Source organism: Streptomyces sp. NPDC048521 (genome assembly GCF_043199855.1).
Classification (GTDB): Bacteria; Actinomycetota; Actinomycetes; order Streptomycetales; family Streptomycetaceae; genus Streptomyces.
The window spans coordinates 53,272-80,266 of record NZ_JBICWR010000013.1 but is presented as its reverse complement, the minus strand read 5'-3'; the positions used below and the strand labels follow the sequence as shown (position 1 = coordinate 80,266).

At 68.6% G+C, this 26,995-nt stretch carries 25 protein-coding genes and 1 pseudogene; 15 read left to right on the top strand and 11 right to left on the bottom strand.

Annotation, left to right across the window (positions count from 1 at the left end; genetic code table 11):
• Positions 1-83: 83 nt before the first annotated feature.
• From ACGFRF_RS27630 to ACGFRF_RS27620, 3 genes are all read left to right on the top strand, one after another.
• Positions 84-1,568 (top strand): alpha/beta hydrolase, encoded by a 1,485-nt coding sequence (locus tag ACGFRF_RS27630; RefSeq protein ID WP_393744405.1) that lies wholly within the window; start codon positions 84-86, stop codon positions 1,566-1,568.
• Positions 1,569-1,649: 81 nt separating this feature from the next.
• Positions 1,650-1,832 carry a DUF6233 domain-containing protein gene (locus ACGFRF_RS27625; RefSeq protein ID WP_393744654.1) on the top strand — a complete coding sequence of 61 codons (183 nt, stop codon included), beginning with the start codon at positions 1,650-1,652 and terminating at the stop codon, positions 1,830-1,832.
• A 427-nt stretch (positions 1,833-2,259) separates the two neighbouring features.
• Positions 2,260-2,706 carry a DUF6207 family protein gene (locus tag ACGFRF_RS27620; protein ID WP_393744652.1) on the top strand — a complete coding sequence of 149 codons (447 nt, stop codon included), beginning with the start codon at positions 2,260-2,262 and terminating at the stop codon, positions 2,704-2,706.
• Positions 2,707-3,143: 437 nt separating this feature from the next.
• On the opposite strand, the gene ACGFRF_RS27615 is transcribed toward ACGFRF_RS27620, so the two are convergent.
• The gene (locus ACGFRF_RS27615; RefSeq protein ID WP_393744403.1) at positions 3,144-4,280 is read right to left on the bottom strand and encodes an FAD-dependent oxidoreductase; all 1,137 of its coding nucleotides are present in this window, start codon (positions 4,278-4,280) and stop codon (positions 3,144-3,146) included.
• 1,114 nt (positions 4,281-5,394) lie between these two features.
• Here ACGFRF_RS27615 and ACGFRF_RS27610 point away from each other — a divergent pair.
• The 6 genes from ACGFRF_RS27610 to ACGFRF_RS27585 all read left to right on the top strand — a co-directional run bounded on the left by ACGFRF_RS27610 (position 5,395) and on the right by ACGFRF_RS27585 (position 10,492).
• Positions 5,395-6,750, top strand: coding sequence for an endo-1,4-beta-xylanase (locus ACGFRF_RS27610; protein WP_393744401.1), 1,356 nt, complete (start codon positions 5,395-5,397; stop codon positions 6,748-6,750).
• A 967-nt stretch (positions 6,751-7,717) separates the two neighbouring features.
• The gene (locus ACGFRF_RS27605) at positions 7,718-7,954 is read left to right on the top strand and encodes a CbtB-domain containing protein (RefSeq protein WP_393744399.1); all 237 of its coding nucleotides are present in this window, start codon (positions 7,718-7,720) and stop codon (positions 7,952-7,954) included.
• Between the two features lie 12 nt (positions 7,955-7,966).
• Positions 7,967-8,740, top strand: a complete 774-nt coding sequence (locus ACGFRF_RS27600) for a CbtA family protein (protein ID WP_393744397.1) — start codon at positions 7,967-7,969, stop codon at positions 8,738-8,740.
• Between the two features lie 116 nt (positions 8,741-8,856).
• Positions 8,857-9,537 (top strand): nitrile hydratase subunit beta, encoded by a 681-nt coding sequence (nthB, locus tag ACGFRF_RS27595; RefSeq protein ID WP_393744395.1) that lies wholly within the window; start codon positions 8,857-8,859, stop codon positions 9,535-9,537.
• The gene (gene nthA / locus ACGFRF_RS27590) at positions 9,534-10,133 is read left to right on the top strand and encodes a nitrile hydratase subunit alpha (RefSeq protein ID WP_393744393.1); all 600 of its coding nucleotides are present in this window, start codon (positions 9,534-9,536) and stop codon (positions 10,131-10,133) included. The genes nthB and nthA overlap by 4 nt, the downstream gene beginning before the upstream one ends.
• On the top strand, positions 10,130-10,492 hold the full coding sequence (locus tag ACGFRF_RS27585; RefSeq protein ID WP_393744391.1) for a nitrile hydratase accessory protein: 363 nt from the start codon (positions 10,130-10,132) through the stop codon (positions 10,490-10,492). The genes nthA and ACGFRF_RS27585 overlap by 4 nt, the downstream gene beginning before the upstream one ends.
• A gap of 2,146 nt (positions 10,493-12,638) precedes the next feature.
• Here the strand turns inward: ACGFRF_RS27585 and ACGFRF_RS27580 are convergent.
• Entirely contained in the window at positions 12,639-13,550 is a 912-nt protein-coding gene (locus ACGFRF_RS27580; protein ID WP_393744389.1) for a hypothetical protein, read from the bottom strand.
• A gap of 327 nt (positions 13,551-13,877) precedes the next feature.
• On the opposite strand from ACGFRF_RS27580, the gene ACGFRF_RS27575 reads away from it, so the two are divergent.
• Positions 13,878-14,342, top strand: a complete 465-nt coding sequence (locus ACGFRF_RS27575) for a MarR family winged helix-turn-helix transcriptional regulator (RefSeq protein ID WP_393744387.1) — start codon at positions 13,878-13,880, stop codon at positions 14,340-14,342.
• 361 nt (positions 14,343-14,703) lie between these two features.
• Here ACGFRF_RS27575 and ACGFRF_RS27570 read toward each other — a convergent pair whose 3' ends face one another.
• From ACGFRF_RS27570 to ACGFRF_RS27560, 3 genes are all read right to left on the bottom strand, one after another.
• Entirely contained in the window at positions 14,704-15,177 is a 474-nt protein-coding gene (locus ACGFRF_RS27570; RefSeq protein ID WP_393744385.1) for a VOC family protein, read from the bottom strand.
• A 197-nt stretch (positions 15,178-15,374) separates the two neighbouring features.
• Complete coding sequence (locus ACGFRF_RS27565) at positions 15,375-16,097, bottom strand: hypothetical protein (protein ID WP_393744384.1); 723 nt, start codon at positions 16,095-16,097, stop codon at positions 15,375-15,377.
• A gap of 197 nt (positions 16,098-16,294) precedes the next feature.
• Entirely contained in the window at positions 16,295-17,197 is a 903-nt protein-coding gene (locus tag ACGFRF_RS27560; protein ID WP_393744382.1) for an NAD(P)H-binding protein, read from the bottom strand.
• Between the two features lie 664 nt (positions 17,198-17,861).
• Here ACGFRF_RS27560 and ACGFRF_RS27555 point away from each other — a divergent pair.
• Positions 17,862-18,374, top strand: coding sequence for a hypothetical protein (locus ACGFRF_RS27555; protein ID WP_393744380.1), 513 nt, complete (start codon positions 17,862-17,864; stop codon positions 18,372-18,374).
• Between the two features lie 672 nt (positions 18,375-19,046).
• On the opposite strand, the gene ACGFRF_RS27550 is transcribed toward ACGFRF_RS27555, so the two are convergent.
• The 3 genes from ACGFRF_RS27550 to ACGFRF_RS27540 all read right to left on the bottom strand — a co-directional run bounded on the left by ACGFRF_RS27550 (position 19,047) and on the right by ACGFRF_RS27540 (position 20,999).
• The gene (locus ACGFRF_RS27550) at positions 19,047-19,250 is read right to left on the bottom strand and encodes a cold-shock protein (protein WP_037751662.1); all 204 of its coding nucleotides are present in this window, start codon (positions 19,248-19,250) and stop codon (positions 19,047-19,049) included.
• Positions 19,251-19,949: 699 nt separating this feature from the next.
• Positions 19,950-20,147, bottom strand: a complete 198-nt coding sequence (locus ACGFRF_RS27545; RefSeq protein WP_393744377.1) for a hypothetical protein — start codon at positions 20,145-20,147, stop codon at positions 19,950-19,952.
• Between the two features lie 243 nt (positions 20,148-20,390).
• Positions 20,391-20,999 carry a TetR/AcrR family transcriptional regulator gene (locus tag ACGFRF_RS27540; RefSeq protein ID WP_393744375.1) on the bottom strand — a complete coding sequence of 203 codons (609 nt, stop codon included), beginning with the start codon at positions 20,997-20,999 and terminating at the stop codon, positions 20,391-20,393.
• 93 nt (positions 21,000-21,092) lie between these two features.
• On the opposite strand from ACGFRF_RS27540, the pseudogene ACGFRF_RS27535 reads away from it, so the two are divergent.
• The 4 genes and pseudogenes from ACGFRF_RS27535 to ACGFRF_RS27520 all read left to right on the top strand — a co-directional run bounded on the left by ACGFRF_RS27535 (position 21,093) and on the right by ACGFRF_RS27520 (position 22,946).
• Positions 21,093-21,692, top strand: a pseudogene (locus tag ACGFRF_RS27535) (SDR family NAD(P)-dependent oxidoreductase).
• A gap of 89 nt (positions 21,693-21,781) precedes the next feature.
• Entirely contained in the window at positions 21,782-22,012 is a 231-nt protein-coding gene (locus ACGFRF_RS27530; protein ID WP_393744373.1) for a hypothetical protein, read from the top strand.
• Positions 21,961-22,173 carry an ester cyclase gene (locus ACGFRF_RS27525; protein WP_393744371.1) on the top strand — a complete coding sequence of 71 codons (213 nt, stop codon included), beginning with the start codon at positions 21,961-21,963 and terminating at the stop codon, positions 22,171-22,173. The genes ACGFRF_RS27530 and ACGFRF_RS27525 overlap by 52 nt, the downstream gene beginning before the upstream one ends.
• A gap of 86 nt (positions 22,174-22,259) precedes the next feature.
• Positions 22,260-22,946, top strand: coding sequence for an SDR family NAD(P)-dependent oxidoreductase (locus tag ACGFRF_RS27520; protein ID WP_393744369.1), 687 nt, complete (start codon positions 22,260-22,262; stop codon positions 22,944-22,946).
• 374 nt (positions 22,947-23,320) lie between these two features.
• Here ACGFRF_RS27520 and ACGFRF_RS27515 read toward each other — a convergent pair whose 3' ends face one another.
• The 3 genes from ACGFRF_RS27515 to ACGFRF_RS27505 form a co-directional block, all read right to left on the bottom strand.
• Complete coding sequence (locus ACGFRF_RS27515; RefSeq protein ID WP_393744650.1) at positions 23,321-23,593, bottom strand: hypothetical protein; 273 nt, start codon at positions 23,591-23,593, stop codon at positions 23,321-23,323.
• Positions 23,594-24,139: 546 nt separating this feature from the next.
• A complete protein-coding gene (locus tag ACGFRF_RS27510) occupies positions 24,140-25,231 on the bottom strand; it encodes an MBL fold metallo-hydrolase (RefSeq protein WP_393744368.1) in 1,092 nt (363 codons plus the stop codon).
• 283 nt (positions 25,232-25,514) lie between these two features.
• Complete coding sequence (locus tag ACGFRF_RS27505) at positions 25,515-26,582, bottom strand: ferritin-like protein (protein ID WP_393744366.1); 1,068 nt, start codon at positions 26,580-26,582, stop codon at positions 25,515-25,517.
• Between the last annotated feature and the right edge of the window lie 413 nt (positions 26,583-26,995).

Genomic DNA, 26,995 nt, shown 5'->3' with positions numbered 1-26,995 from the left:
GGCGACAGTTCGCCTAACGTGACGACGGTGCCCCGGCCGGGTCCGCACGCCTGACACAACCGCGCTCTTCACGAGGAGGATCCATGCCGTTCAGGGGCAGATCCGCACTGCGGCGCATCGCCGCGCGGGGCACCGCCATGGCCGTGGGAGCCGCCATGGCTGTCATCACCGGCCTCTCCGCTGCTCCCGCGGTCCACGCGTCGCCGTCTGCCACCGGGGCCCTACGGTGGGCACCGTGTGACGACCAGGCGAAGCCGGGAGCCGAGTGCGCCACTCTTTCGGTGCCCGTCGACTGGGCCCACCCGGACGGGCCGAGACTCGACCTGGCCGTGGCCCGCCGCACGGCCACCGACCCCGGCGCACGCGTCGGCTCGATGGTGTTCGGCCCCGGCGGGCCGGGCGACTCGGGTGTGGAGATGGTGGTGGGCCGTATCAGCCGGTTCAGCCCCGAGGTCCGCCGCAGGTTCGACATCGTCAGCTTCGACCCGCGCGGCGTGGGCGGCAGCAACCCGGTGACCTGCTCCGGCGACCTGCTTGCCGAGCGGCCGTCACCGGAGCTGAAGAGCCAGGCGGACTTCGACACCACCTTGGCGTACAACAGACGGCTCCGTGCCGACTGCCGGGCCCGTACCGGCCCAGTGTTCGACCACCTTGACACCGCCCAGACGGTCCGGGACTTGGACGCCCTCCGGGCCGCCCTCGGCGAGCGGAAACTGACCTTCCACGGCAGCTCGTACGGCACGCTGCTCGGGGCGCAGTACGCCGAGACCTACCCGCGCCGCGTGCGCGCGATCGTGCTGGAGAGCGTCATGGACCACAGCGTCCGGACGACCCGCGACTTCCTGCAGTCCGAGGCGGCCACGGCGGAGGATTCGTTCCAGGAGTTCGTGAAGTGGTGCGACGGCGCCGCGGACTGCGCGCTGCACGGTCGCGACGTCCGCGCCCTCTGGCAGGGCCTGTTGGCCCAGGCCGGGCGCGGTGAGCTGGAGGACCCGGCGAGGCCGGGCACCTCGCTGTCGCCCTCGGACCTCGTCAACAAGATCGCGTTCCGGAAGTTCTACCAGGTCGACTACGCGGGCCTGGCCACGGCGATCGCGGGGATGGACGCCAGCAAGCCCCTGCCCGCGTCGCCCACCTCGATAGCGCCGCTGCATCCGGCAACCCCGGTCTTCTGCTCGGACTGGCACCTGCCAGTGCGCAACTACCAGGAGTACGCCTCGCTCGTCGCCATGATGAACACGACCGCGCCTGACCTGCCTTACCTGCTGCCGATCCACGTGGCAGCGGCGTGTCTGGGCGCGCCGACCGCCAACCCGCAACACCGCCTGGACGCACACGGTGCCCCGCCGATCCTGGTGTCCAACGCGCTGCACGACCCCGCCACCGGCTACCCGTGGGCGGTGTCGGTGGCCCGGCAGCTCGGCCGTAGCGGCGTGCTCCTCACCTACGAGGGCCAGGGGCACGGCAGCGTCACCAGCGGCCCGTGTATGGAGGACACCGTGGACAGCTACCTCACCGACCTGGCAGTCCCCCCACGGGGCACCAGCTGCCCCGCCGTGCCGTCCTGACAGCTTGCCGATCCGGATCCGCCTGGAAGGCGGATCCGGTAGAGGAACCACGCCGTAGGCACCGCCACGGCTGAACCAGTACTGAACCAGTACGGCTCGACCGGACCGATCGACGCCGTCCACCCCGGTGACTGCCGGGCGGCGAAGAAGAGCGGCCGGCGCCGCCCCGCGACACTCCAGCAGGCGCTCGAGGCACTCCGCCGACAGGTCCCGTCGTGCATGCACTGCCGGTCAGACACCGCCCTGGGCGTGGACATGACGTGACGGCAGGGGCCCACGGGCCCCGCCGAAGACCCTGGAAGGCCCCCGCCCGCCCCCATGACCCGGGGCAGCCCGGCGTCCGGCTGCGCTGCTACCTGGACCCTGGACCCTGGGCCAGGGCGTCACCCCCCATCGGAGTCCTGAGGTCGTGTGGAGGTCCCGCGTTGGGGAGAGAGCTGGTGAGGTAGTGGGTCCGGGGCGCCCGCGTTGCCGACGGGGCTGGCTGGGCCAGCGAGCCGTGGACCTGTCAGGGGGGAGCGCGTCTGTATGTCGTCGGCTGGAGGTATCACGTCATCTGCCGCTGTCAGGCGGGGGAAGAGGTGCTCCTCGAAAGCGTCCATGGCAAAGAGAAGCGCCATCATCAGGGCGGGCACGAGCAGAGCGAGCACGATCACAGGACCTCCCGCCGGATGGTCGGCCTGTGCAGCCGATGTCGACTCAGCATGCGGCCGAATGGCGTACCGCGCATGTCATGCACGGAAGCGCAGCTTGTGCTAAAGCAATGGCAGACTCCGCCACCTCGCGAACCGTGTTTCTTCCACAAGCCCCACTGGTTCAGGTGATCGCTTCCTGCGTTGGAGAACCCGAAGGGCATGGGGCACAGCCGGGCCTGATCGTCATGGACGTCGCAGCCGCCGACGACCAGACCGCCCTGGCGTTGCAGGAGGCGATCGCCGCCCGGTGGGCGGCCGCGACAGCCGAGCGCACCACGGGGAGCCTGGTCAGCCTCGAGTTCGGCTGCGCTGCTGTTCGGACCTGCGTCAGCCACTCGACTCGGATGCGGAGCAGACAGCAGCAATGCAGTGAGACCGCGTCGGCCTGCCGTGGTCGGGGCTCGCCCAGGCACGTTCCGGTCCGTGGTCTCGGGCTGCGGTGAATCGGGGGTCGGGCCGGTGGCCGGGGTCGCGGGGGCGTGGTCGGGGTGGACTTGGCCTCTACCGGTCACTCGGGTGGCGGGCCGCCCGGGGGAAGGCATGGCGCGCCATGACGTGCACCCTGCCGGAACCGATGCTCGCCGCCCCCCCGTGGCCGTCCCGGTCCTGCCGGCGGAGTGGGCCGGAGAAGGGAAGTGGCACGGTTCTCGGACACTCGCAACTTGTCTCAGTACGGGTCTGATACTGGTGGACTCTCCTGTTCAACTGTCGTCAGTTCTCGTGGAGACAGCCTGCTGGTGACCGTGTGTGGTCGGCGGCGACGTATCAACTCCGGGTCCTTCGGCTTCGGGTGCGAGGCAATCACAGACCGCCCCTCGTCCGGGGCCGGTTCATCGAAGCCCCGAGGTCCTCACTTCGACGAACACCGCGGGCGAAGGCCTTATCGGGACTGCTCGTGCCGGGTGAACGCGGTGACCAGGTCGTGGACTGGGCCGTTGCCGGAGTCGCTCCCGTGGGTCTTGGCACCTTCAAAGGTGGCAGCCTCGGTGCTGCGCGGGAACATGGCCTGCTCGTATTCGGTGAGCGCGGCCTCGATGTCGTCGGGGTGCGCGGCGAGAGCCTTGCCGAGTTCGGCGCCGTCGAGCATGGCCAGGTTGGCACCTTCGCCGTTCGGGGCCGAGAGGTGGGCGGCGTCGCCGAGCAGGGTCACCCCCGGCACCCGCTCCCACCGGAGCCCGGTCGGCAGAGCGTGGAGAGGGCGCAGGACCGGCGCGATGTCGCTGTCGGTGATCAGCGCGGTGAGCTTCGGCGCCCAGCCGTCGAACTCCTGCGCGATCCGCGCCGTGGCCACGGCGGCGTCGGCGAAATCGATGGCGGCGAACCAGTCCTGCGGCTCGGACAGCCCCACGTAGGCGTGCAGCGTGTCGCCCTTTTCCCGGTGCACGAAGAGCTCTCTGCTCGGCGTGAGCGCCATCATCGACCCGCCGCCGACCATTTTTGCGACGGCTGAGTGCCGGGTGTCGGCGTCGAACAGGTACGTCTCGACGACCGACTTGCCCGTGTACTCGGGTATGGCGGTGGTGAGCAGCGGCCGGACCCGTGACCACGCGCCGTCCGCGCCGACCAGCAGGCTCGTGACGACGGTGCTGCCGTCGGCGAACGTCACCTCGTGGCGGCCCTCGCCGAGGCTACGAGTACTGCTGACCTTGTGCCCCCACCGGACGGTGCCGGCCGGGAGTGAGTCGAGCAGGATCTGTCGCAGCTCGCCGCGCATCACCTCGGGGCGTCCGCCCGTGCCGTCGTCGGCTTCCTCGAACAGGACGGTCCCGTCCGGGGCGAGGACCCGCATCGCCTGGCGGCCCTCCTGGACGATGGCGTGGAACTCGGTTATCAAGCCGGTTGTTTCCAGGGCGAGTTGTCCGTTGTAGTCGTGGATGTCAAGCATCCCGCCCTGCGAGCGCGCAGCCGGAGACGGCTCCGCCTCGTAGACCGTGGTCGGTATGCCGTGGACGTGCAGGACGCGGGCGAGCACGAGGCCGCCGAGCCCGGCGCCGATGATCGTGACTCCAGTGGGCATGGGAGCTTCCTTCCTGATCGTGGACCGCTGGGCGGGCACCCGGCAGGTCACATCGGGAGTGCCGGTTCCAGTAGGTCGGGTGATGGGGTGCCGGTGGCCGGCGCCGATGATGGTCGGTGCCGGCCAGCTCCAATGTCCCGGCCACCACCGACAGGTCACCGACAGATCACCGACCACGACCGACAACCACCCGACAGCGGTCCCGGTCCCTGGCGGCCTCAGGCGAGAAGAAGCAGCTCGGGTGGGACGCCGCCGAGCTGAGCAGCGCCGGCCGACCACCTCGCCGCGCACGGCTCGGTCCTGTGAGATGTTCGCCGGTCCGCTGACCGGGATCCACGAGCGCACTGGGCACGGTCGCTCGGTGTTCCCCTGCGCAGTCGCCTGCTGTTCGCCTTCTTCGCCGCGATGGCGGAGACCGAGCGGGCGAGCATCCGGGGACCACGCTGTAGGGGCTCGATGCCGCCGCCCGCAAAGGCAAGTACGGCTCCGCCCCCCGTTCGCCACCGACGACATGTCCACACCGTGCTGCGCCGCCGGGCGAACGGCGAGCCGGTCGAGCAGATCCAGCCCGATCTGATCCTCCAGCGGCCGCATGGGGCACCGTGTTATGCGACCTGCAGGCGTGTCCGGGGCGGCGATGTCTCGGACGGCTCCTTGCGCCGGCAACAGCGGCGAGCCCACGGCCTGTGTCCGCGCCGCGCCCCCATGGGTCGGTGGCGCAAAGATGCCGTTTTCCAGTTCGGACCGTCGTGTACTGCCGGCGGGGTGGGCCCTCCTGCGGCGGCCGCCTTGGGCGCGCGGCGATCGGCGATGAGGAGGAGGACAAGTCTGGGGCGCCCCAGGCCGCAAGCCTTGTTCCCGCCCCGGGCAGACCATCCGACCCACCACATGAATTTCAGAAACGGCTCCTTGACCCGGTCATGGTGATCTGACCTCACATCAGGCATTCCCCGCACCGTCGACGCGAATAGCGAAACTTTCGGAGACTTGGGCGTGGCGCAATGCACCATCAAGCTACGAGCCATCTGCCGCACGACCCGTTGACGCCCCTGTCCTACGCCCGTACCGTCTGCGCATCCAATCGGAAACCCGCACGAAACTTTCGGGAGCAACCATGCCATCCAGCACGTCCTCCCGTGCCCGCAGGGCACTCGTCCTGGGTCTCACCGGTCTGCTTGCCGCGGGCGGCCTCGCCACCACCTCCGGCACCGCCGAGGCCGCCGGCAGCACGCTCGGCGCGGCAGCCGCCGAGACGGGCCGCTACTTCGGCACCGCTGTCGCCGCGAACCACCTGGGCGAAGCGCAGTACGCCTCGACGCTCGACGCCGAGTTCACCTCGGTGACCCCCGAGAACGAGATGAAGTGGGACGCGGTGGAGCCCAGCCGCGGCTCGTTCAACTTCTCCTCCGCCGACCAGATCGTCAGCCACGCCCAGAGCCGGGGCATGAAGGTGCGCGGCCACACCCTGGTCTGGCACTCCCAGCTTCCGGGCTGGGTCAGCGGCCTGAGCGCCACCGACCTCAGAACGGCGATGAACAACCACATCAACCAGGTCATGGCCCACTACAAGGGCAAGATCCACTCCTGGGACGTGGTGAACGAGGCGTTCCAGGACGGCTCCAGCGGCGCCCGCCGCAGCTCGCCGTTCCAGGACAAGCTCGGCAACGGCTTCATCGAGGAGGCGTTCCGCACCGCCCGCGCGGCCGACCCGGCGGCCAAGCTCTGCTACAACGACTACAACACCGACGGCGTCAACGCGAAGAGCAATGCCGTCTACACCATGGTCAAGGACTTCAAGGCGCGCGGCGTCCCCATCGACTGCGTCGGCTTCCAGTCCCACTTCAACAGCGCCTCCCCGGTTCCCGCCGACTACCAGTCCAATCTCCAGCGCTTCGCGGACCTCGGCGTGGACGTGCAGATCACCGAACTGGACATCGAGGGTTCCGGCACCAGCCAGGCCACCAGCTACAGCAACGTCGTCAAGGCGTGCCTGGCGGTCACCCGCTGTACCGGCATCACCGTCTGGGGCATCACCGACAAGTACTCGTGGCGCTCCAGCGGCACTCCGCTGCTCTTCGACTCGAACTACAACAAGAAGCCCGCGTACACCACCGTGCTGACCACGCTCGGCGGCTCCTCCGGCGGGGGCGGCACCCCTGGCGGCGCCACCTGCACCGCCACGTACAGCAAGCAGGAGGAGTGGAGCGACCGCTTCAACGGCAAGGTGACCATCACCGCGGGCAGCTCGCCCATCACCAGCTGGTCCACGACGGTCACCGTCACCTCGCCGCAGAAGACCATCGCGACCTGGAACGGCTCGCCCACCTGGGACAGCAGCGGCAACGTCATGACCATGCGCCCCAACGGCAACGGCAGCCTCGCCGCAGGCGCCTCGACGAGCTTCGGCTTCACGGTGATGAAGAACGGCAACTCGGCCGCCCCCGCAATCGGGGCGTGCACGGCGTCCTGACCTGCACAGAGCATCCCCCTGTCGGCCGTACGCCCGCCAGCCGGGTCGTACGGCCGAGTCATGAAGGACGAACACGACAGGCACGAAAGCCCGCCTGGCCGTTTGGCCGTATGGGATTGCACCCAACCAGGCCCTCTCCGACAAAGCGTTCACCGAGCCCCGGCTCTGCGCCAACATGGACCGCCTCACCTTCGGCGGCAACCTCATCGAGACCAGCGGCGACTCCTACCGCCTTGCCCACCCCAGAACTCGCCAGCAGGGCGGCGTCAGCGTTGATCGTCGTCAGCGGCGGTGGGAGGCGGTGGCGCGGGGGTTCGATTCGAGATGCCGATCCGGACGATGAGGAGGGCAGGCGGCTGCGCGGGTCATGTCCCGTGAGATGTTGCTGCGCTCCGCAGACCTACCGAACCGGTGGGCTGCCGAGGTCGAGCCCGAGCTCGATCCTGTGTGGCGGCGGCTCGCGGGTATGGCCAACACCCGCATCTGCTGTCTCAGGGGACCTTCCCGGCGTCCGCGGTGTGCTCCGGCGTCCGCGTTGCGCTCCAGGCCGTATCGCACCTCGCGGCCCGGTGCATCACCTTCGGCGAGAACGGCAGCGCTCTGCCCGGGTAGCAAGGGAAATGGCTGCTGAGCCGTCGCCCGCTGGATGCGGCCCGTGGCCTACCAGAACATGCCGTAGGAGCCCCTCCCCGAACCGCTCCAGCGTGCCAACCCGTGGAACCTCCCTCAGCAAGCGGACGGTGGCTCCTGACCGTTGACCGGAACTCAGCCTCACGAGCGGGGTACGACCGCCCCGCCACCGAGTCGACGGCAGAGCCCTTGACGATTGCGAGCACATGCTCCTATTCTCACGGTAAGGCTCCGGTCAGACCGTGAGTCGACGGGCCGGGCAGCCGACAGCTGCACCAGCTACGTCCGGAAGCCTGCCCCATCGCCGCCCACGAGGAAAGCTCGCGAAGGATCCGTCATGTCGCATCTCACCCTGCCCACCGCCGACAGTGCCACCGCAGCGGCGATTCGTCCGCTGCGTGACGGCGCGATCGCCGCGGTCGCCGTGATCGCCGCCCTGGTGACGCTGTACGCCGTCTTCCTCGACCAGGGGCAGCTACTGTCCCCGGCGTTGGGGAAGGTTGCCACCACGGCGAACTACCTGCACGAATTCGCCCACGACGGTCGCCACCTGCTCGGCGCCCCCTGTCACTGACCGGCCGCGATCATGAGTCCCGTCATCACACTGCTGGCCCGAGGCGCGACCTCAGGAGGCGTCGCCGGCCTGCTGAGCGGAGCTTTCTCCTACCTGCTCGCCGAGCCATCGATGGACCGGGCGGTGCGGCTCGAAGCAGCCCGCGAGGCCGCCGAGCACTCCGCCACCGATCACCACGCCGAGGTCTTCTCCCGAGCCACCCAGCACGTCGGTCTCGTGGTGGCGACCACCGCTACAGGCCTGGCCCTGGGGGTGCTCTTCGCCGCGGTCCACCTGTTCCTGCACCGAAGGGCCCCACATGCCGACGCCTGGCCGCGCGCGATGCGCCTGACCGCGGCGGGATTCGCGGCCGTGTGGTTGCTGCCGTTCGTGCGCTATCCGTCCAGCCCACCCGGCGTCGGCGATCCCGGCACAGTGGGTCAGCGCACCCTGGCCTGGTTCGCGGCGATGGGTATCGGCCTGATCGGCGTGGTCCTGGCCTGGGCGCTGCACAGCCATCTGGAGAGTCGTGGAGCCGGCGCACCGACCCGGCAGCTCTGCGTCGCCGCGGTGCTCGTCGCAGCGACAGCGGCACTGTTCACTCTGCCGGACAACACCGACGCCATGGACGTCCCTGCCGGGCTGTTGTGGGAATTCAGGCTCTGGTCGGTCGCCACCGCACTGCTGCTGTGGGCCGCACTGGGCGCGGCGTTCGGCCTGCTGGGCGAGCGGGCCGCCCGCCGCGCCCTCCTCCCGGCACCCGAATCCGGGGCTGCCCGGGCTCGCACCCGACTTGCGGCCCGATAGACGCGACAGAGCGCTCCGCCCCGGCCTCGCCACGGCGCGAACCATGACCTCGGCAGCGCCTCATACCTAGAATGAGTAGAATTATCCGTTTTGCTAATATATGGAAGGTTGTTGCCATGGACGGTCTTGCCGATATGGGGGGCACCCCGGGGTGGGGCACCCTCCGTCCCCCGAAGCGTGACGAGCCGGTTTTCGCGGAATCCTGGCAGGGTCGCGCGTTCGCGCTGACGCTTCTCTCCAGCCGCCTTGCCTTCGGCGGCTACAACGCGGACGCCTTCCGGCACGCGCTCGAGCGCCTGGACCGCACCGCCTACCTGGACGACGGTTACTACGGGCGCTGGCTGAACTGCGCGGAGCTGATGCTCACCGAGAGCGCCACCCTGGCGCCGGGCGCCATCGACGCCCGCGCCCGCAACCTGCGCGGCGGCCAGGTGGAGGAACCTCCCGTACCCGAGCCCCGACCGGACTACGCGCCGACCGCGGCACCGGTCGGTGCGGGCTCGCTGCGCCCAGTGGACACCCCGCCGGCGTTCGCCGTCGGCGACCGGGTACGGACACGTGCCGTGTCGGTGCCCGGACACACCCGGCTGCCGGCCTATGTGCGCGGACACGTCGGCGTCGTCGAACGCATACAGCCGGGACACGTGCTGCCGGACACCAACGCTCACTTCCAGGGCGAGAACCCGCAGCACGTCTACTCGGTGCGATTCGACTCGCGCGAACTGTGGGGCACCGACGTTGAACCCTTCGCACTCACCGTAGAGATGTTCGAAAGCTACCTGGAGACCAACGCATGACCACCGATAGCGGTACGGGCCAGCGCCCACCCGTGTCCCTGCGCACCGAGGCGCTCGAGCAGCTGCTGACCGAGCGCGGCCTGATCGACCCGACCGTGATGGACGGGATCATCGCCACCTACGAGACCAATGTGGGCCCGCTCAACGGCGCCAAGGTCGTCGCCAAGGCGTGGTCCGATCCCGAGTACCGGCAGCGGCTGCTCGAGGACGGCACCGCGGCCATCAAGGAACTGGGCTTCTCCGGCGCGCAGGGCGAACACATCGTCGTAGTGGAGAACACGGAGACCACCCACAACGTGGTGGTGTGCACGCTTTGCTCGTGCTACCCGTGGCCGGTGCTCGGTCTGCCGCCGAGCTGGTACAAGGACCCCGCCTACCGCGCGCGTGTGGTGAAGGAACCACGCGTGGTTCTCTCCGAGATGGGACTGGAGCTCGACGACGACGTCCAGATCACCGTCCACGACTCCACCGCCGAAGTGCGCTGGCTGGTCCTGCCCGAGCGCCCGGCCGGTACCGAGCACCTGTCCGAGGAGGAACTCGTGCCGCTGGTGACGCGAGACGCGATGGTCGGCGTGGCCAAGGTGGTGGCACCGTGAGCGCGCCGCTGGACATCGAGGGCCCGGCCGCTCCGCCGCGCTCGAACGGCGAGTTGGTGTTCGCGGAGCCGTGGGAGAGCCGCGCCTTCGGCATGGCCGTCAGCCTGTACGACGCCGGTGCGTTCACCTGGCCTGAATTCCAGACAGCACTCGCCGCCCGGATCGCGGCTTGGGAGGAGGCGGCGGCGCCGGACGAGCCCTACAACTACTACCAGCTCTGGCTGGCCGCCCTGGAGGACGTGCTCGCGGGCCTGTGTGCCGTGTCCACCGAGGAGGTCACCGCGCGCGCTCACGCCCTGGCGCAACGCCCCGCGGGCCACGATCACATCGACGACCACGACCACCCTCACCCGCACTGACTGCGGCGCCCTGAGTGGCACGGCCCTGATTCGCGCCCTGTGTCGTAACGGACCCAGGTGCAACGACAGGGCCGTCGCCAGAACCTGACGACCAGGGACGTCAGGACACCCTCTCCGTCACCCGGCCACTCTGACCTACCGCCGCCCACCCGGGCCGCCTTCCGCCGTCGTGCTGCGGAGTTTGTCGTAACCGCCACTCCCTCGGCGTCGGCGTCGGTTCCGCGGGATGGCTGATCACCGCCTACGCCGTCGCCTACGCCGTTCTCGGCCCCGTCATGGCAGCGCTCACCGCGCGTTGGTCGCGCCCACGCTCTTCCTCGCCGGGCTCGCATATTCATCGTGGGCAACGTCCTGACGGCTTTCGTCCCCGTTTTCGGTGTAACCCTGATCGCGCGGGCCGTCGCCGGACTCGGCGGCACCATGGTCAGCCCCACGGCCGTCGCGGCGGCCGCCGCTCTCGCGCCGCCGGAGCGCAGAGGACGCGCCATCTCGACCCGCCGCAGGATCAGCCGCCGACGCCCTCGGCTGGTTCCGGCCGGCCTCAGCGCGGCGATCGCGCTCGGTGCTCCCCCAGGCACGGCGATCGGAAGCGTGACTGGCAACTGGCGGGCCACAATGTTGTTCGTCTCCGCCCTGGGCGTACTCGCCGCCGCCGGAATCGCCCTGGTCAATACCGCGACCGTCCCTGGTCCAGCGCGCACGTGGGCACCACCGTCGTGGCGCTGGTCGTGTGGGGCGTCTGCGCATGGGGCCTGCTGACACCCCAGCCCCACCGCCTGATCCAGGCCATGCCGACGGCGGCGCCCAGGCTCACCGGCCTCAACACCGCGACGGTCTACGTCGGCGTCTCCCTCGCACCGCCGGTCGGGCAGGCCGGCATCGCATGGCTCGGCGACCACGGGCTCGGCACCCTGGGCGCCGCGTTGATCGCCCTCGGCCTCATCACGGCGGAGACGGCATACGTCATCATCCGCTGCCACCGGGACCACAGAGCCGGGGCGCACGTGGAATCTCTCCCTGTGGCGACAGCCCCGCTGTCAGCGAAGCTTCTTGACCGCGGCAGCCCCTTCCGCCGACGTGCCAAGCGTGGCGCGCGGCAACGAACCTCTTCCCCCCGCAAATGCGCGCTGCTCCTGTACCGGGGGGCAGGCGCGTTCCTGCCTCCACGGAGAGCAGGGCACGCGCCCATCCGCATACGGCCGACCCACAAGGCAAGGCGGCTCGAGCAGCACGGCGGCGAAACCGGCCGTGTCATCCGTGGCCAGGACGTCGAGCAGAACACCACGCGTACCCGGGCAACGAAGGGATCCTTCCACGGCCGGTGTTCCTGCGATTGTCCAGATCCGCGGCCCGGTCCAGGGCCTTGTTGGCCGCCGCCATCGGAAATGTCGCCCGTCCTACGTCGTCCTCGACGTCAACCGGCGGTCTTGCCGACGGCATCAGGGCACCTACCTGGCGCGGATCGCCGGTGGCGCCATGCGGATCGCCGGAACCGCGATAGGGATCCCGCGCGAAGGCGGAGCCCGTCGACGACGCGCTGCGGTGTACGCGCCCGGCCACCGCCGAGTTGAGGCCGCAACCTCGAGCGGTCCCCGCCGCCCCGAGGCCCGTCGCCGAGGACCGAGGCGTGGGAGTCATCCGCGGTAGGTCCCTCAGCAGCCTGGGCCAGAGTTCCCTGATGGCCGGCGAACAGTTCATGGAGCTCGCCGATCGGGCGATGGTGACCTCTCGCGGCTTTGGCTGCTCATGGCCCCGTGCGACGGCCAGGCCCGGCGCGGCTCGGAGAGGCCCGCGATCCTCGTCTCTGCGCGGCCACCGTCGGCCCTCACCTTCGACGCTACCTTCATCGAGACCGCCACCGACTCCTGGCGAATGACGGGTACTCGATCACGGGCCGAAACCCCGGCAAAGCCCGGTTGACAGGGACTTTAGCCCTCACTGTCGAGAAGGCGTGGCGGCCCGGTTCGGCTCCGTGTCGCATGGGGCTCCTGATACACGCCCTCGCCGGGCCCGGACGCTTCGGCGTCCGGCCCCGGCGCTGACCGGTCGGTCGGGTTTCCGGCCGAACCGGCCTCGTGTCGCAGAGGTTCACCGACCCCCCTCCTGGCCTGCGGCGGCCCCCAACTGCCGTGCCGGGGCTGTCGACTCATGCCGAGCTCGTGGCGCGGCGACTCGTCAGACGGGGGCGCAGGGAGACCAGGACGGCCGCCACAGCGGCCCACAGGGCGAGCGTGATCACCGGAGTCACGACGTGCGCGCCGTCGAAGTAGCTCAGGTCGGTGATGGTCCGGACGGCGGCGCCCGGAGGCAGCAGCGCGGAAATGGCTCGGGGTACGGCGGGCAGCAGGTCCGCGCCGATGCCGGCGCCGCTCGTGGCGTTGCCGACGGTGAGCAGCAGCAGGGTGGCGACCGGGACACCGAGGGGGCCCAGGTAGGTACCGAAGAGCTTGGTGGTGAACGCGGCGGCAGCCGACAGCAGGGTGAGGGTGAGGACGAGCGGGATGAACGGGGCCGGTACCGCACCCATGACGGGCCCGGCGATGGTCGCCGCCACGGCGCCGATTGCCAGTGACGCTCCGCTCAGCATCCACAGCCGGTGACGCAGATGCAGGACATTCGCCAGGAACAGAGCGTTCTGTCCGAGGACGAATCCGGCCAGGGTCACGCCGAAGGCCACGTAGAAGCCAGCCAGTCCCCGCGCGTCGAAGTGGCTGAAGGGCACGACATCCGCGATGGTGACGTGCTGGCCCGCACCGTGGGCGTAGGCCCCGACGAGGGTCTTCACCGCCGACGTGGTCGAGGTGCCCGATGCTCCCGCGATCTCCAGGTCCAGCCGACCGGGACCGTCGCTGCTCAGCGCGGCGACCACGTCGTGATGCTCCAGTGCGTGGCGCGCCGTCTCGGAGTTCGCGACCGGGTGGACGTCGACCGTGCTACCGAGGGCCTGACGTATCTCGCCCGAGAGGTCCGGTCCGGTGACGGCTATCGGAACATGATGGGGCTGGGGATCACGCTGCAGGCCGACGTAGCAGGTGATGAAAGCGGCCACAATGATCAAGGCGATAAGAATCGGCTGCAGCCAGGCCCTCGCGGGCGGTCGTCGGGCGGCGTCGCGGGGCTCGGGAGCGAGTTCGGCCGACCTGCGGGTGCGGAGGGATGCGAGGCGGGTTGCCATGGGGAGGCTTTCTGGTGGAGGGCGCGAGGGGATGTGAGGGGTGGAGCGCGCGGGTGCAAATAAGAGCATATGCTCCTATCTCTCGAACAGCAAGGCGTGCAGCCCTGCCACCAGCGGGCGTCAGGTCGGCAGCACCGCCACTCACTGCAGGCATGCGCAGCGAACCTGTCGCATTTATGCGCACTTCCTCGTATCATGGTAAGGGAAACTTTGGAGGAGACCATGACAACCGCGCGGAAAGACTCCAGCGACTCGTGCAACAACCTGGCCCTGCGCAAGGCCGCCCGCTATCTGGGCGCGACCTACGACAAGGCCCTTGCGCCCGTCGGTCTTCGCGCGACGCAGTTCAGCATCCTGCAAAAGCTCAGCACCCGGGGTGAGATGACGATCACCAGCCTGGCCGAGGCGATCGCCATGGACCGCACGACGATGGCTTCCAACCTCAAACCACTCGCTCGCGAGGGCCTGGTGACCGTCGAGACGTCGGCGGCGGATCGTCGGGCACGGATCGCCGCCATCACACCGGACGGCCGCGACCGCATGAAGGCAGCGCTGCCCCTCTGGCAAGAGGTGCAGGCTGAGTTCGAGGAGAGCTTCGGGGCCGATGAGGCAGCCCGACTGCGCACCTCGCTCGGCGCCGTCCTGCGCACCGGCTTCCAGCCCTGGGCGGAGTAGGCGCCGGCCCCCGCCCGCGTCGGTACCGGAGGTCGGGTACGGCCTGGATGGCATGGCGGATCGCCGCTGTGCTGAGCAGGCCGCCGTGCGTCGAGCTGCGCACCCCTTGCCAAAAGCACCTGGTGCCGCCGTTGAGCTGAACGGGCCGCCCTACGTCGAGGTGCGCACTTGCCAAAGACAGCCGGTGCCGCCGTTGAGCTGAGCGGGCCGCGTGTCGCGGTCCACGACTATGCGCATCGCTCGGCGGCGGCAGTGCCCTGTTTGCGTGCGCTCGCATGCCGGTGACCGGTACGCCTGTATGGCGGTCGGCACGCCATCGCGCCGACCGCCATGCAGAACTCCAGTAGGGCGGCAGGGTCCGTCAGCGGCCAGGGGCGCGCTGCTTGACCTCCTGGAGGACCCAGCCATTGCCGTCCGGGTCACTGAAGGTGGCGTAGGAACCATAGTCGGCACGGGCGGGGTGAGGGCCCGCGGTGCGACCCTGGCCTGGGAGCTCGTGGGTGACGTCACCCGCCTCATGGCCGTGGTAGAGGAGGCCGCCGGCGTCGTGGAAGATCTCGCTCACCTCGACGCCGCGGCTGATCAGTTCAGCGCGGGCCTCCTCGATGTCGTAGACGACGAGGTACAGACCCTGGGCCGAGCCCGGAGCGGCAGTGGTGAGGCCGACGCCGAGCAGGATCGAGCACTCGGACCCCGGGGGCGTCAGATGGACGGCGCGCCAGTCCCCGGTGGGAGCGGCGTCAACATCCAGCCGGAATCCCGCCGCCTCGTAGAACGCCTTGGCGCGATCGACGTCGGAGACGGGCAACACGATGAGTTCGAGCTTCAGATTCATGAGAGTACGTCCTTTGTTCATGTTCGATCACCTGTTGGTGCGGTCGGCAGGCGGGCGACCCCGCCTCCCGACAGATCGGGAGCCCCCCCGCTGTGTGATCACGGATCGAGCGAGCCCGGGAACCGGCACGAGATCGTGCGTGCCGTCAGAAGGTGCAGTGAGATCGATGACAGCCGGTGACGGTCACACCGTGTCCCTCAGGGCCTCGTTCCTTCGAGCCGCAGATTGCTGATGTCGATCGAGACGAGCAGTTCGTCATAGAGCGGCGACCCGGCAGCATCCAGTCGGTAGGCGCGCCGCGTGGTCGGGAACCGCACACCATCGACGTCGACGAAATCGTGCACATACTGTGCGGCGGCCAAAGCACCCGCGATGTCGACTTGATAGTCATGGCGACGCAGTAGGTTGTCCGGCCCGAAGTAGAAGTCCTGGACTCGGCTGTGGCCCGCGAAGGATGCGGGAAACGTCGCCCGCAGGCCTCGCCGGCGCTCACCGTCCTCCCAGAGCGGTTCCAGTACCGAGACCTGGACACCGGGCATGGCAAGGAAGAACGGGGTGGTGAGATAGGTCCACAACGCGTATCCGTTGAAGTAGGCACGATCCAGTGGATCCCAGGGCGTCGACAACGTGTGGCCGTCGAACGACGCCCGGGGGTCGAGACGCTCGGCCACGATCCGTCCGTCCAGCTTCTCGATCGCGATGCGGTCCGGTGTGAAGTCGGTGCGTTGGTCGGACGCACCGAACGGGTAGACCGATGCGTGCTGGGCATGCGCGGTGACGGTCATTTCCCGGGGGTTGGCATCCTGGACCACGCCCTTCATCGCCCAGAGCCGGCCGCCGGTGACGATCGTGGCTCTCACCGTCTGCACCAGCCGCCACCGCTCCAGCCCTCCGTGCGCCGCGAGCACGTCGTGCAGCAACGAGCTTCCTTGTGTGTCCTGCGCGTGCATGGTGATAGTGCTCCGCTCGGTAAGTCGGGTAACAGATGCCGGGCTTCGTGCCGGGGCTCGCCGACGGCCGGCGGTCGGCGTGACGGTGGTGCCGCATCCCTGCGGAAGCGGTGCCGACCGCGTATCACGTCAGGACCAACCCGTCGTCCGGCGCGGCACAGGTGCGTTCAGCCCAGATAGAAGTCCTTGCGGGCGGCGATGAACGCCTCGATGGTCTGAGGAGGTAGGCCGGTCACGCGTTCCACATCATCGGAGGCGCGGTCGTAGCGGTTCTCCCGGTGCAGGCGGCCCATCGTCGCGACGTGGTTCTCGATGTGCGCCGGCAGGCCCATCTTCGAGAGGCTCTCGGTCCGCCACCGGTCGAGCGGCACGTCCACATAGGACACCGGGCGCCCCAGTACCTGCGAGAACGCTTCAGCCATCTCGTTCATGTCGACCGTGCGGGGTCCGGTCAGTTCGTAGACGGCTCCGATGTGCGGCGCCGGATCGGCGAGCACGGTGGCTACGACGCGCGCGACGTCGTGAACGGCGACCGGCGAGGTACGCCCCGTGCCGAACGGCAGCGCGATCGTGCCGTTCGCCTGGATCGACCGAGCCGCCAAGGTCGTGAACAGCGGGTTGTCCAGGAACGACGTCGGCCTGATGTGTACGACCGGCAGGCCCGACCAGTTGAGTACCTGCTCCGCCAGCCAGTGCAGTCGCTGCTGGTACGACTCCGCGGTGCTGGTGGCGGTCATCTGGGACACCGTCATCTGCGACATGCCCACCAGACACTCCAGGCGGCCGTACTCCTTCGCCACGGTGGCCACCACGGTCGTGGCCACCAGGTGGTCCGGCGACACGGGCATCGCGAAATACATCCTGCTGACGCCCTCCAGTGCGGCCGCCACAGTCTCGGGCCGGGTCAGGTCGCCGACGACGACCTCCGCGCCGAGCGCGCGCAGTTCGGCCGCGCGATCGTCGTCACGGCGGACCATCACCCGCACGGGCACGCCCTCGTCCCGCAGCTGCTCGAGAACTGTGCGGCCGACACCACCGGCGTTGGCGATGAGAACTTTGCTGGCACCCATGGGTCAATCACCTTCTGGACAATCGAGGGAAGTTTCAGGGAACGCGACGCGACGAATCGAGCGCCGGCCGCGCGCACAAGGAGGAACGTGGCCGTTGTGCGCAGGCGTGCGCTCGCCGGCGCACAAGCCTGCGTGGAGTACGTGCCAGGCTGCCCGACACAATAGGAGCATATACTCGCAACTGCGGATCGGCAATGGCTGCCGTTGGAGACACCCCCGGAACGCCGACCCGGCAGCAAGCGCCCGGCCACAGCCGGAGTGCATCCCGCCCCACGGACACCTGGCGCACAACGAGCGCGTCGCCGGTCAATGCATTGCACGCCAACCCTGGCATGCCACCCCTTGCCGTCGACTCCTCTCGCCAAACAGCCGCTCCGCAGGGAGGTAGTCAGCCCAGGAAGCCACCACGAGCCGATCCGGCAGCGATGACTCCGCTCTCCGCTTTACAAATAGGAGCAAGTGCTCTTATCGTGTTCGCGAAAGGTTCCTCGACAACGCAAGAGGCGTGCAACACCGGCCTCCGGCTGAACGCTCCCCCCTCTGCGCGGAGCAGCGCTGCGGGCATCGATTCAGTCCGGGCGCGGTCATCGTCGATCACCACCGGCCCCTACACCCAGGCGCTCCCCACACCGCCGATACGGCGCTTACCGATTGGACGGACGACATGCCGACTACTTCCAGGATCAAAAAGGTCCGCTTCCTGACCGCGGCCGTCGGCACGGCCGCAGTCATCGCGAGCACTCTCGCCATCGGTCCGGCATCCGCGATCGTCTCGGATCACGGTGCCCGGCCCGGCGCCCATAGCCGCACAGAGATCATTCACCTGGTCGCCAAGCAGACTCAGGCAGCTGACCTCGATCTGGGCAAGAAGGGTCTGAGCCTCGGGGACGAGCGCATCGTCGCCGAGGATCTTTACCGGGACGGGAAGAAGGTCGGCGATCACAGCGTGGTGTGCACCTACACCCACCTGAACCCGGAGGAGCTCCAGTGTCTCGGCACCTACTCCCTGCCCGAGGGACTGCTCACCGGACAGGCGATCCTTCATCTGCCGGCCCCGTCCTCCGTCGACCTGGCCATCACCGGTGGAACCGGCGTCTATGACACTGCACGCGGCTACATCACCACTGTTCCCGCCGGCGTGTCCGAGCGACAGCTCACCGTCCACCTCAATCGCTGAGACGACGGCGACCGACTCCGTCACGTCGCCGCCACGCTCAGGCCGGCAGTCGGCCGTGCACGGCGAACGATGACGCGCCGCTGATATGAGCCGCTGGAGACCTACCGCACAGCACGGGGGTCTCTTGTCTCGGTGAAGCCACGGCAGCGGCGGCACCCGCTCTGTCCTGCCGCTAAAGGCTTACCGTCACCGGCCCTGCCGACGCGCGGTTCTGTCGCAGGTGCCACCTTCGGCCCCACCGGCAACGAAGATCTGATCGGATCGTTGCGACGTCGCCAGACCGCTGGACGAGGTATTCCCCGAACACTACGCGAAACGACACCGCACTCCCCCGAACAGCCAGCCCACTGATGTGGAAAGCCTTCGCTGGAGGCCTTGGGGCGAGGAGGCACGGACGATCCCACCGGACCGGCTGATCCAGTACCGTCTCAACCGAGCACCGCGAGTCGCTCGGCCGTGCACTCCACGGGTGCCGGCACCTCATGACGCGTCAGGTGAAGGCAGAGACAGGCGGGCAGGCACCTCGCTGCCGTCTCGCTGCTCACTCGGCTCGGCATGGCCCGGGACCGCCGCGTAGCGACAGGCCCGGCCGTCGCCGCGCCATGCTCAATGACGCGGCGACACCAGGAGTTGTACCCTGCCTCGGCCCAGCTTCGGACCTATGAGGCCGGGTCAGGCAGGCGTGATGTTCTCCGCCTGCGGGCCCTTCTGACCCTGGGTGATGTCGAAGGTCACCGCCTGGCCTTCCTGCAGCTCGCGGAAGCCAGAGGCGTTGATGTTGGAGTAGTGCGCGAAGACGTCCGGTCCGCCGCCGTCCTGGGCGATGAAGCCGAAACCCTTTTCGGCGTTGAACCACTTGACGGTTCCACTGGCCATGCTGGTACCTCTCAGTCGACGTCAGGAACCGCACCGCGCGGTCCCGGAGGTGATCGCCCTGGCCCGGCACTGCACAGCAAAACGCCCACGCCAAGGCGCGGGCAGGTACGGCGAACCACGACAGCTGGAAATGACGCTACACGGCGAAACGGGCCTGCACCAGCAAGTAAGGGCCGCGATCCTCATCGGACTTCGGGAAACGGTCTGGTGTGCCCGTACCGTCGGCGCCAGCTCGCTACCACAAGCTCACCGGCCACCGCTTCTTCGGCCCCTACGCCGAACCTGCACGAGCCTTTTGATTGCCGCCGAGGCACGTGAGGGTCCGTACGGGTCATCTGCCCCCTCCCCACTCTGCACAGCCGTTCAGGCCGGCCATCACGGTGCCGGGCCGAGTTGCGACCCGCTGGAGTCGGGTCAGCGGACCAGGTCGTCGATGTCCAGACCGTCGGGACCCTGGATGCAGCGGTCGCCATACGGCGAAAACCAGGCTCCCCCGCTCAGCCGACGGGCCGCGCCCTGCACCGAAGCGATGACAGCTTCGGCCGCACGGCCGACCAGACGACGCTGTTCGTTCGCCTACGTGCTGCTGGCCGACGGCCGCCGCATCATCGGTTGTCGGCATCGCCGCCTGTCGTGTCGGGCGGGTCCGTGGAGCGTCGAGCCCCCGAGCCCCTGGCCTTCAGGTCTTTCGGCGGCCGCCTACTGGTAGCAGCCGCCGGTGCACAGCACGGTGATTGTGCCGCTGTCGCTGACTGCTGTGGAGGGGGCATGGTGGGTGGTGGCGGGGGTCTTGCTGGTCTCCCAGGGCATGGGGGCGGCCATGGCCTGGGGGACGAGTGCGGCGAAGGCTGCGGTGGTCATGAACACGGCGGCCATCGCGCGCTTGCGCAAGCGCATCTGGACTCCTCGATCGACTATCGGCCAGTGAGGTTCGGCGGCCGGCATGCTGCTCGGACAGGCCGACACGGTTCGCTGCCAGTCTCACTGTGAGCGAAGCACCGAGCCAGGTTTGCCGCAGGAGTCCGGCACTTCTCCATACGATCACCGCGAACGACGAACTGCGTTCCGGACAGACTCGACGACGGATGCGACGACGCGGTCACCCTCCAAGGGCGGCCGAGGCACGTACCCGTTCTGGTCTTAGGAAAGGGGCCAGTTGCGCAGGGCGGCGTCGGCCATCTCTTGGAGTTCGTCGCGGCCGACACCGCTCGCTGCCTGTACGGCGATGCCGTAGGCGAAGGTGGTCAGGTAGCGGGCCAGTAGCCCTGGATCGGTCTCGGGGGGCAGGTCGCCGTCGTCGACGGCTCGCTGGAACCGCTCTCGGATGCAGGAGTAGCCGTTGTTGCGCCAGGTGACGAGGAGGTCGCGGACTTCCTGACCGGAGTTGCTGGTGGTCAGGGCGCCCTGCACGCCCAGGCACCCATGGGGATGGGCCGGGCGGGTGGTGGTTCGAACGGTGCCGGCCAGGATTGCGGTGGCGACGCCGAGGGCGGTCGGCTCCTCCAGGGCCCGGACCAAGTAGGCGCTCGGTCCTTCGGTGTAGCGCTCCAGGGCCTTGCGGAAGAGCTCCTCCTTGTTGCCGAAGGCCGCGTACATGCTGGTGGTGGAGATGCCCATCGCATCGGTCAGGTTGGCCAGGCTGGCCCCCTCATAGCCGTGCTTCCAGAAGACCAGCATGGCTCGCTCGAGAGCTTCGTCGGCGTCGAATCCTCGGGGTCGGCCGATGGGGCCGTTCTGTTTGGTCTCCACCCCCGCAGCCTACCTCTTCCGCATCGATCGATGCAGAAGTGCTACCGTTCGACTTCCGCAGCGATCGCTGCAAAAGTCGAAGGGGCTGCTGCCGTGGGATTGCTTGAGGGAAAGACCGCTCTCATCACCGGGGGCAGCGCCAGAATCGGCCTGGCCAGTGCCGTCCGGCTGGCGGCCGAAGGCGCGCACGTGTTCATCACCGGCCGACGCAAGACCGAACTCGGTGCGGCCGTCGAAGTGATCGGTTCAGCGGCTACCGCCGTGACCGGCGACATCTCGAACCTGGCCGACCTCGACCGGCTCTACGAGACGATCCGCAGCCGGGGGTGGCCTGGACGTCCTGTTCGCGAATGCCTCCGTCGCCTCGCTCGCGCCACTGGAGCAGATCACCGAGGATCACTTCGACACCCTCTTCGGCATCAACGTCCGGGGCATGCTGCCTGGGCCAACGAACTCAAGGGACGCGGCATCCGGGTCGACACCATCACGCCCGGCCCGACCGACACCCCTGCGCTGTCGGGGCTCACCCCCGACCCGGAGCGGTTCAAACAACTGCTGGCGACACGTGTGCCGATGGGCCGGATCGGGTGCCCGGAGGAGATCGCCGCCGCCGTGACCTTCCTCGCCTCCGAACAGAGCAGCTTCATCACCGGTTCGAGCCTGTACGTCGACGGAAGCCTGAACCAGATCTGAGAGGCGGAGCCACCGTGGAGGGCGTCGCGTCTCATCCACATCCGGTCGCGGCCCCGTTCCGGAGCTGCCCGGCAGAAGGGTCACCCCTCATGTCCGACAGTGATCTGCGCGCGTTCTACCTGCGCTATATCGAGGCGCTCAACGCCCACAAGTTCGATGGTATGGACGAGTTCATCGACGACCGGACCACCCTGAACGGTGAGCGGGCCACCCGGGATGACCTCATCGCGGTTCAGAAGCATGACGTGGACGCGGTTCCGGACCTCCGTTGGAACTCAAGGAACTGCTCTTCGACGGTGACCGTCTGGCTGCGCGCCTGATCAACACGGGCACCCCGGTGAAGAAGTGGCTCGGTGTGGATCCCACCGGCGCATCGTTCGAGATCGTCGAGTACGCCATCTATCAGGTTCGCGACGGACGGTTCGTGCACATGACCGCCCTGCACGACGCCGGCGAACTCCTCCGGCAGCTGACCGGCTGACCTCCGGGGATCAGCGCCGACGACCCAAAGACCAGTTCGGACATCGCCAACGGCCCACTCGGGCCACATAACTCGTGAGGATACTCATGACCATCACGTTGATCACCGGAGCCAACAAGGGCATCGGTTTCGAGACGGCCAGACAGCTTCTGGCGTTGGGCCACGTCGTCTACATCGGCGCTCGTAACGTCGAGCGTGGCGAGAAGGCCGCGGCGGAGCTTGGCGCACGATTCGTGCAACTCGACGTGACCGACGACGCGTCGGTGAGCAGCGCGCTGGCGACGATCGACTCGGCCGAGGGCCGTCTCGACGTCCTGGTGAACAACGCCGGCGTGTTGGGACACGGAGTAGCCGACGGTCCCACGGCTCTCCGGACCTTTGACACCAACTCGGTGGGAGTTGTGCGCGTCACGGAGGCGGCGCTTCCCCTGCTCCGTAAGTCCTCGAACCCCACTGTGGTCACCGTTTCGAGCAGTGCCGGCTCTTTCTGGGCAGTGACCAATCCGGACCGGCCGGAGTTCAACTTGCCGTTGGCGCTCTACTCCGCGTCCAAGTCCGCAGCCACCATGCTCACGGTCCAGTACGCCAAGTCCCAGCCGGGCATCAAGTTCAACGCAGTGGAGCCCGGCACCACCGCGACCGACCTGACCGCGGCATTCGGCGTCGGAAGGGCGCCGGAGGAGAGCGCCAGGGTTGTCGTGCGTCTCGCAACTCTCGACGCGGACGGTCCGACAGGGACTTTCCAGGACGAAAACGGGGAAGTGCCCTGGTAGCTCCGTGAAAATGGTCGGAGGGGAGCCCGCGAGTCCGCCTGGGCTCCCCCACCACCATGCCCGCAGGCGCTCTCGTCGTAGACACGTCCACGTGGGCGTCGGTCAGGATGGAGACGTGCTTTTCAAGCGACTGGACAGCATCTACGAGCCGTCGGGTGAGTGGAGTGGTTCTCTGCCGGATGGCGCAGCGAAGGGACGCTGAACGTGACTCACGTGCGTCCCGAGCCGGTCATCGACATCGGCTCGACGTCGCCCGCGAAGCGACCGGCCTCCGGCGGCATTCCCCACCATGGCACCCAGCCGCGGCCCGACGTGTCCCTGGGAGAGGTCGCGCCCTTCCACTGCTGGGTGCCCCGGATAAGCCGGCGCATCGGTCAGGGGCAGTCACCGGACCAGTCGAAACGCGTCGGGTCACGGGGGCGTGGATCGTACAGCGCCCGGCCGCCCGGCCCGAACTGCCCCAGATCCGTCATCAAGGCAACGCCGGTGCCGATCCCATCCGGCGTCCAGCCCGTGACATCCAGCAGCAGGCCGTCCAGCGGCCCGCCGACCAGTTCGACGTACCTCCGGTTCGGGAGCGGACCCGGGTGGCCGGGGTCGGCGCCGTACACCCGGCCGCGCAACAACTGCTCATCGTCGCCGTTCATGTATTCCAGCTTTTCAGCCACCACTGACAACGGGCCTGCCCAGGGCCAACTTGGGCTGGCTCACGTTGCTGGGGCCGGGGCGTGCCGCATCAGGTGTGGCAGCGGGAGAGTCAGCCGCCGGGTTTCTGCTCTGGGGACGCGGGCGCCGGGCATGACTTACCGCAGCGGTCTATCCCATGCTGGTGCGGGCCCGCGATCAGGTGCCTCCCGCCCGGTGCGCTGGCCGGGGGTTGGTCTTCAGCCCAAGTCGTGGCCAGGGCCCACGGCTGTGGCAGAGCCGAGCAGTAGTCAGCCAGGGTCCACCAGATGGTGAGTGCCTTGAGGGCAGCTCTTCCTACTCGGGTGAAGCCGGTGCTCAAGTCCCTCGTCAGCGGTCCGTCGATGCCTCCGGGCCCGGTGACCCCACCTCCCGGATCATCCACAACAGGAAGGGGAAGTCATGCCGGACCCGAAGGCTTGCGGCCCCTTGCGGAGCTACGAAGAACGTGACGGGGTGAGAAGGTGTCCGGGCCTGTCAATCACCTGACCACGGCCGGTGCGGAGAGGTCAGGAGTGAACGCCGAAGGGGCCGAGAATGCCCGTATTGACGCGCAGGGAATCCAGCAGTGTGGCGGCGTGATCAGTGGTGAAGACGTCTGCGCCGGCCAGCACGCCGGTGTACTCGGCGGTCACGGGGTCGGCGGCCTGGCGGGCGACGGCGTCGAGGTAAGTTTTGAATACCGCCCAGGAGTTGTTGCCCGGACCGTACTTGTCGATGTAGGGGGTGGGGTCCACGGTCGCCATGGCATTGCGCACGGCCGTGTCGAGGTCGGTCAGATACTGCTTCTGCAGTTCGGCGTCCGCCCGAGCGCCGAGTCGTCCGTTGTGACCGCCGACCAGGGTGTGCCACGGGTATGTCATCGCCACGTCGTGCGCCTTCACCCAGGCGGGGATGTCTTCGGACACGGCGAGGTTCTTGTACGGCACCCAGCCCGGGTAGAAGACGTCCACCAGCATGAGGGTCTTCTGGGTGGGCGCGTAGATGTAGATGTTGTCAGGCGAGTGGTTGGGACCGTGGTGGGCGAGTTCCAGCCTCTCGCCTCCGACCTCGAGAACGTAGTGGTCGTCGAACGTCTCCGTCGGCAGTGGACGGTTGGGGTCCCGATCGAACTGCAGCAACGCGCGGGTCTCCGAGTGCGCGATGCGTACCACGTGCTTGCCCAGGATCGCCGACGCGCCGATGTGGTCGGCGTGCGAGTGGGAGTACACCAGGTGCGTGACCTTGTCGGGAAGGCCGTTGGCCTCGGTGACTTCGCCGATGGCCCGCAGTAGGTTGTGCCCGAGCGTGGGCGGCGCGTCGACGAGGACGACGCCCTCACGGGTGGTGAGGAACATGGCCTGGTAGTTGGCGTCGGTGACCCAGTAGAGGTGCCCCCGGATCCGGCCGACGTAGTAGCCCTGCGCATTCGGCGTCGGGCCGAGCGCTCCCGCGGGCACCGGCGCGAACTCCGGCAGTGCGTCGCGCTCGGCCGCGTCGGCCGTACCTGCCGGCACGGCGCCGAGCAGCCCCGCGACCGCGGGCACAGTGGCAGCGACCGCAGCCCCCTTCAGCAGAGTACGGCGCGTGGTCGGCTCGAGACGTCCGGGCCGTTGTGTCATCACTTACATCCTTAGAGGAGGCGGGACATGTGCCGAGCGTGAGTCACTGGAGGCCGGGGCACTATCACGTCGTCGCCCGCACCCGCGTCAGGGGCGTGAGCCCCGCCAGTACCACGGGAGCGCCTGGCGCCGGCCCCGCGAGGTGCCACAGGCCGCCCCGCCCCCGAAGGATGGCCAGCACGGCCGCTCCGGTCACTGTGACCCTCGCTCACGCGGTCCCCAGGGGGACCGCAAGGACCGCAGGTGGCCCTTCTTGCATAAGGGCCGGGCGAAGAGAAACAGCTCAGGCGCGGTCTTCGGGTGCGACGTACTCGAAGGTCGGGCCGGCGGCCATGCCGTCGTCGTCCTGGATGGCCATCAGGCTCTGTGCCTGTCCCTTGAGCGCGTACATCGTGCCCACCGACATTCCCAGCATCGCTGGGTTGCCGTTGAAGGCCTGCTCGAGCTGTTGCAACATCTTGCAGTACGTCTGGTTGAACGCTTCCTGCGCGGTGCGTATCGCGCTGCCCTCGGGGTGATCCTCCAGCCGCGGGTTGGGGCGCAAGGGGCGAACGCCGGCAGGGTCCACGGTCACAGCCTCCCCGGTGGGGCCGGACTCGGGCGTGTCACCGGGCTGGTAGCGCCGGCCCAGCGCGAGTTCCTGGAAACGGTAGTAGTGGGAGACTGCCTTGGTCTCGGGGTGGAACAGGTCCATGTCCCCGTCCCAGACGTCGGCACGGGCCGCCCCTTCACCCTGCTCGACGATCTCCTCCAGCGCCACAAGCGCCGAACTGAGGTCGGTGACCGGTTTGAGGTGCCCTGCCGTGTGGGCGAACGGGCCGCCGGCGACCTGACGGGTGGGGTCCCCGGTGAAGACCTGGTCCTCACCCAGTTCGGCGCACAGGCGCCGCAGACCCTTCTCGATCGCGTCGTAGAACTGCCCGATCGTCTCGTAGTTGTCGCCTTCGGCCGGATCTTCCGGGTGCGCAGGCTGTTCGATACGGAGGAACATCTCCACGGCCTCCTGCCCGAACGGCAGAAGGGACAACTCGATGGACGGGTCGGCGTGCGGCATGGTCCGCGGGTGCCGAGGCAGCAAATGCGGCGCGTCCAGGCGGGGCTGTCCGCCGACCGCGTTGAGCAGGTTCGCGGCCAGGGCGAGATGGATCATCTCCTCGACGAAGACACCGCCGATGAGCTGTGCGGCCTCCGCGTTCCGCTCGGGGTCGAGGGAGTACAGGGCCGTGAGGTACGGCGGCAGCGTGGCATGTTCGAGTTCGATGGCCCACTGCAGGTGCCTGCGCAGATCGTCCAGCGTCGCGATGCCTGTCGTCGAGGCCGTATCGACATTGTCGGACTGGTCCTGAAACATGGATGAGAGGCTCATTTCGGTGTCGTAGGGGCAAGGGTGCACACCTGCGGCAGCCGACGGCAGAACGCCATGGTCGAAAGGGCAGGCACACCCCCTGGAGTCACCTCACTGACAAGGCAGGCGACATATCTGTGACACGCGGCCGGGGAACACCCTTCACACACCGACGTCGCCCGCAGCGTGCGGTCGGTGGCGTGAACGATGCTTCCCGCAGTACACCGCCACAGTTGACACCGTTGCATCGCTGACGCTTATGCACCGTCGATGCTTGGTGTGAGATAGTGTTTCGACCGTCGGCCGGCGGTGGTGCTGCCGCAGTTTCCTTGGTTCCACCCCGGCAGGACACGTGCCGTTCCTCCTGGCCTTGTTCTCCGTATGCCCCCACTCTCCGGAGGCGCAGTGCTCACTTTCGG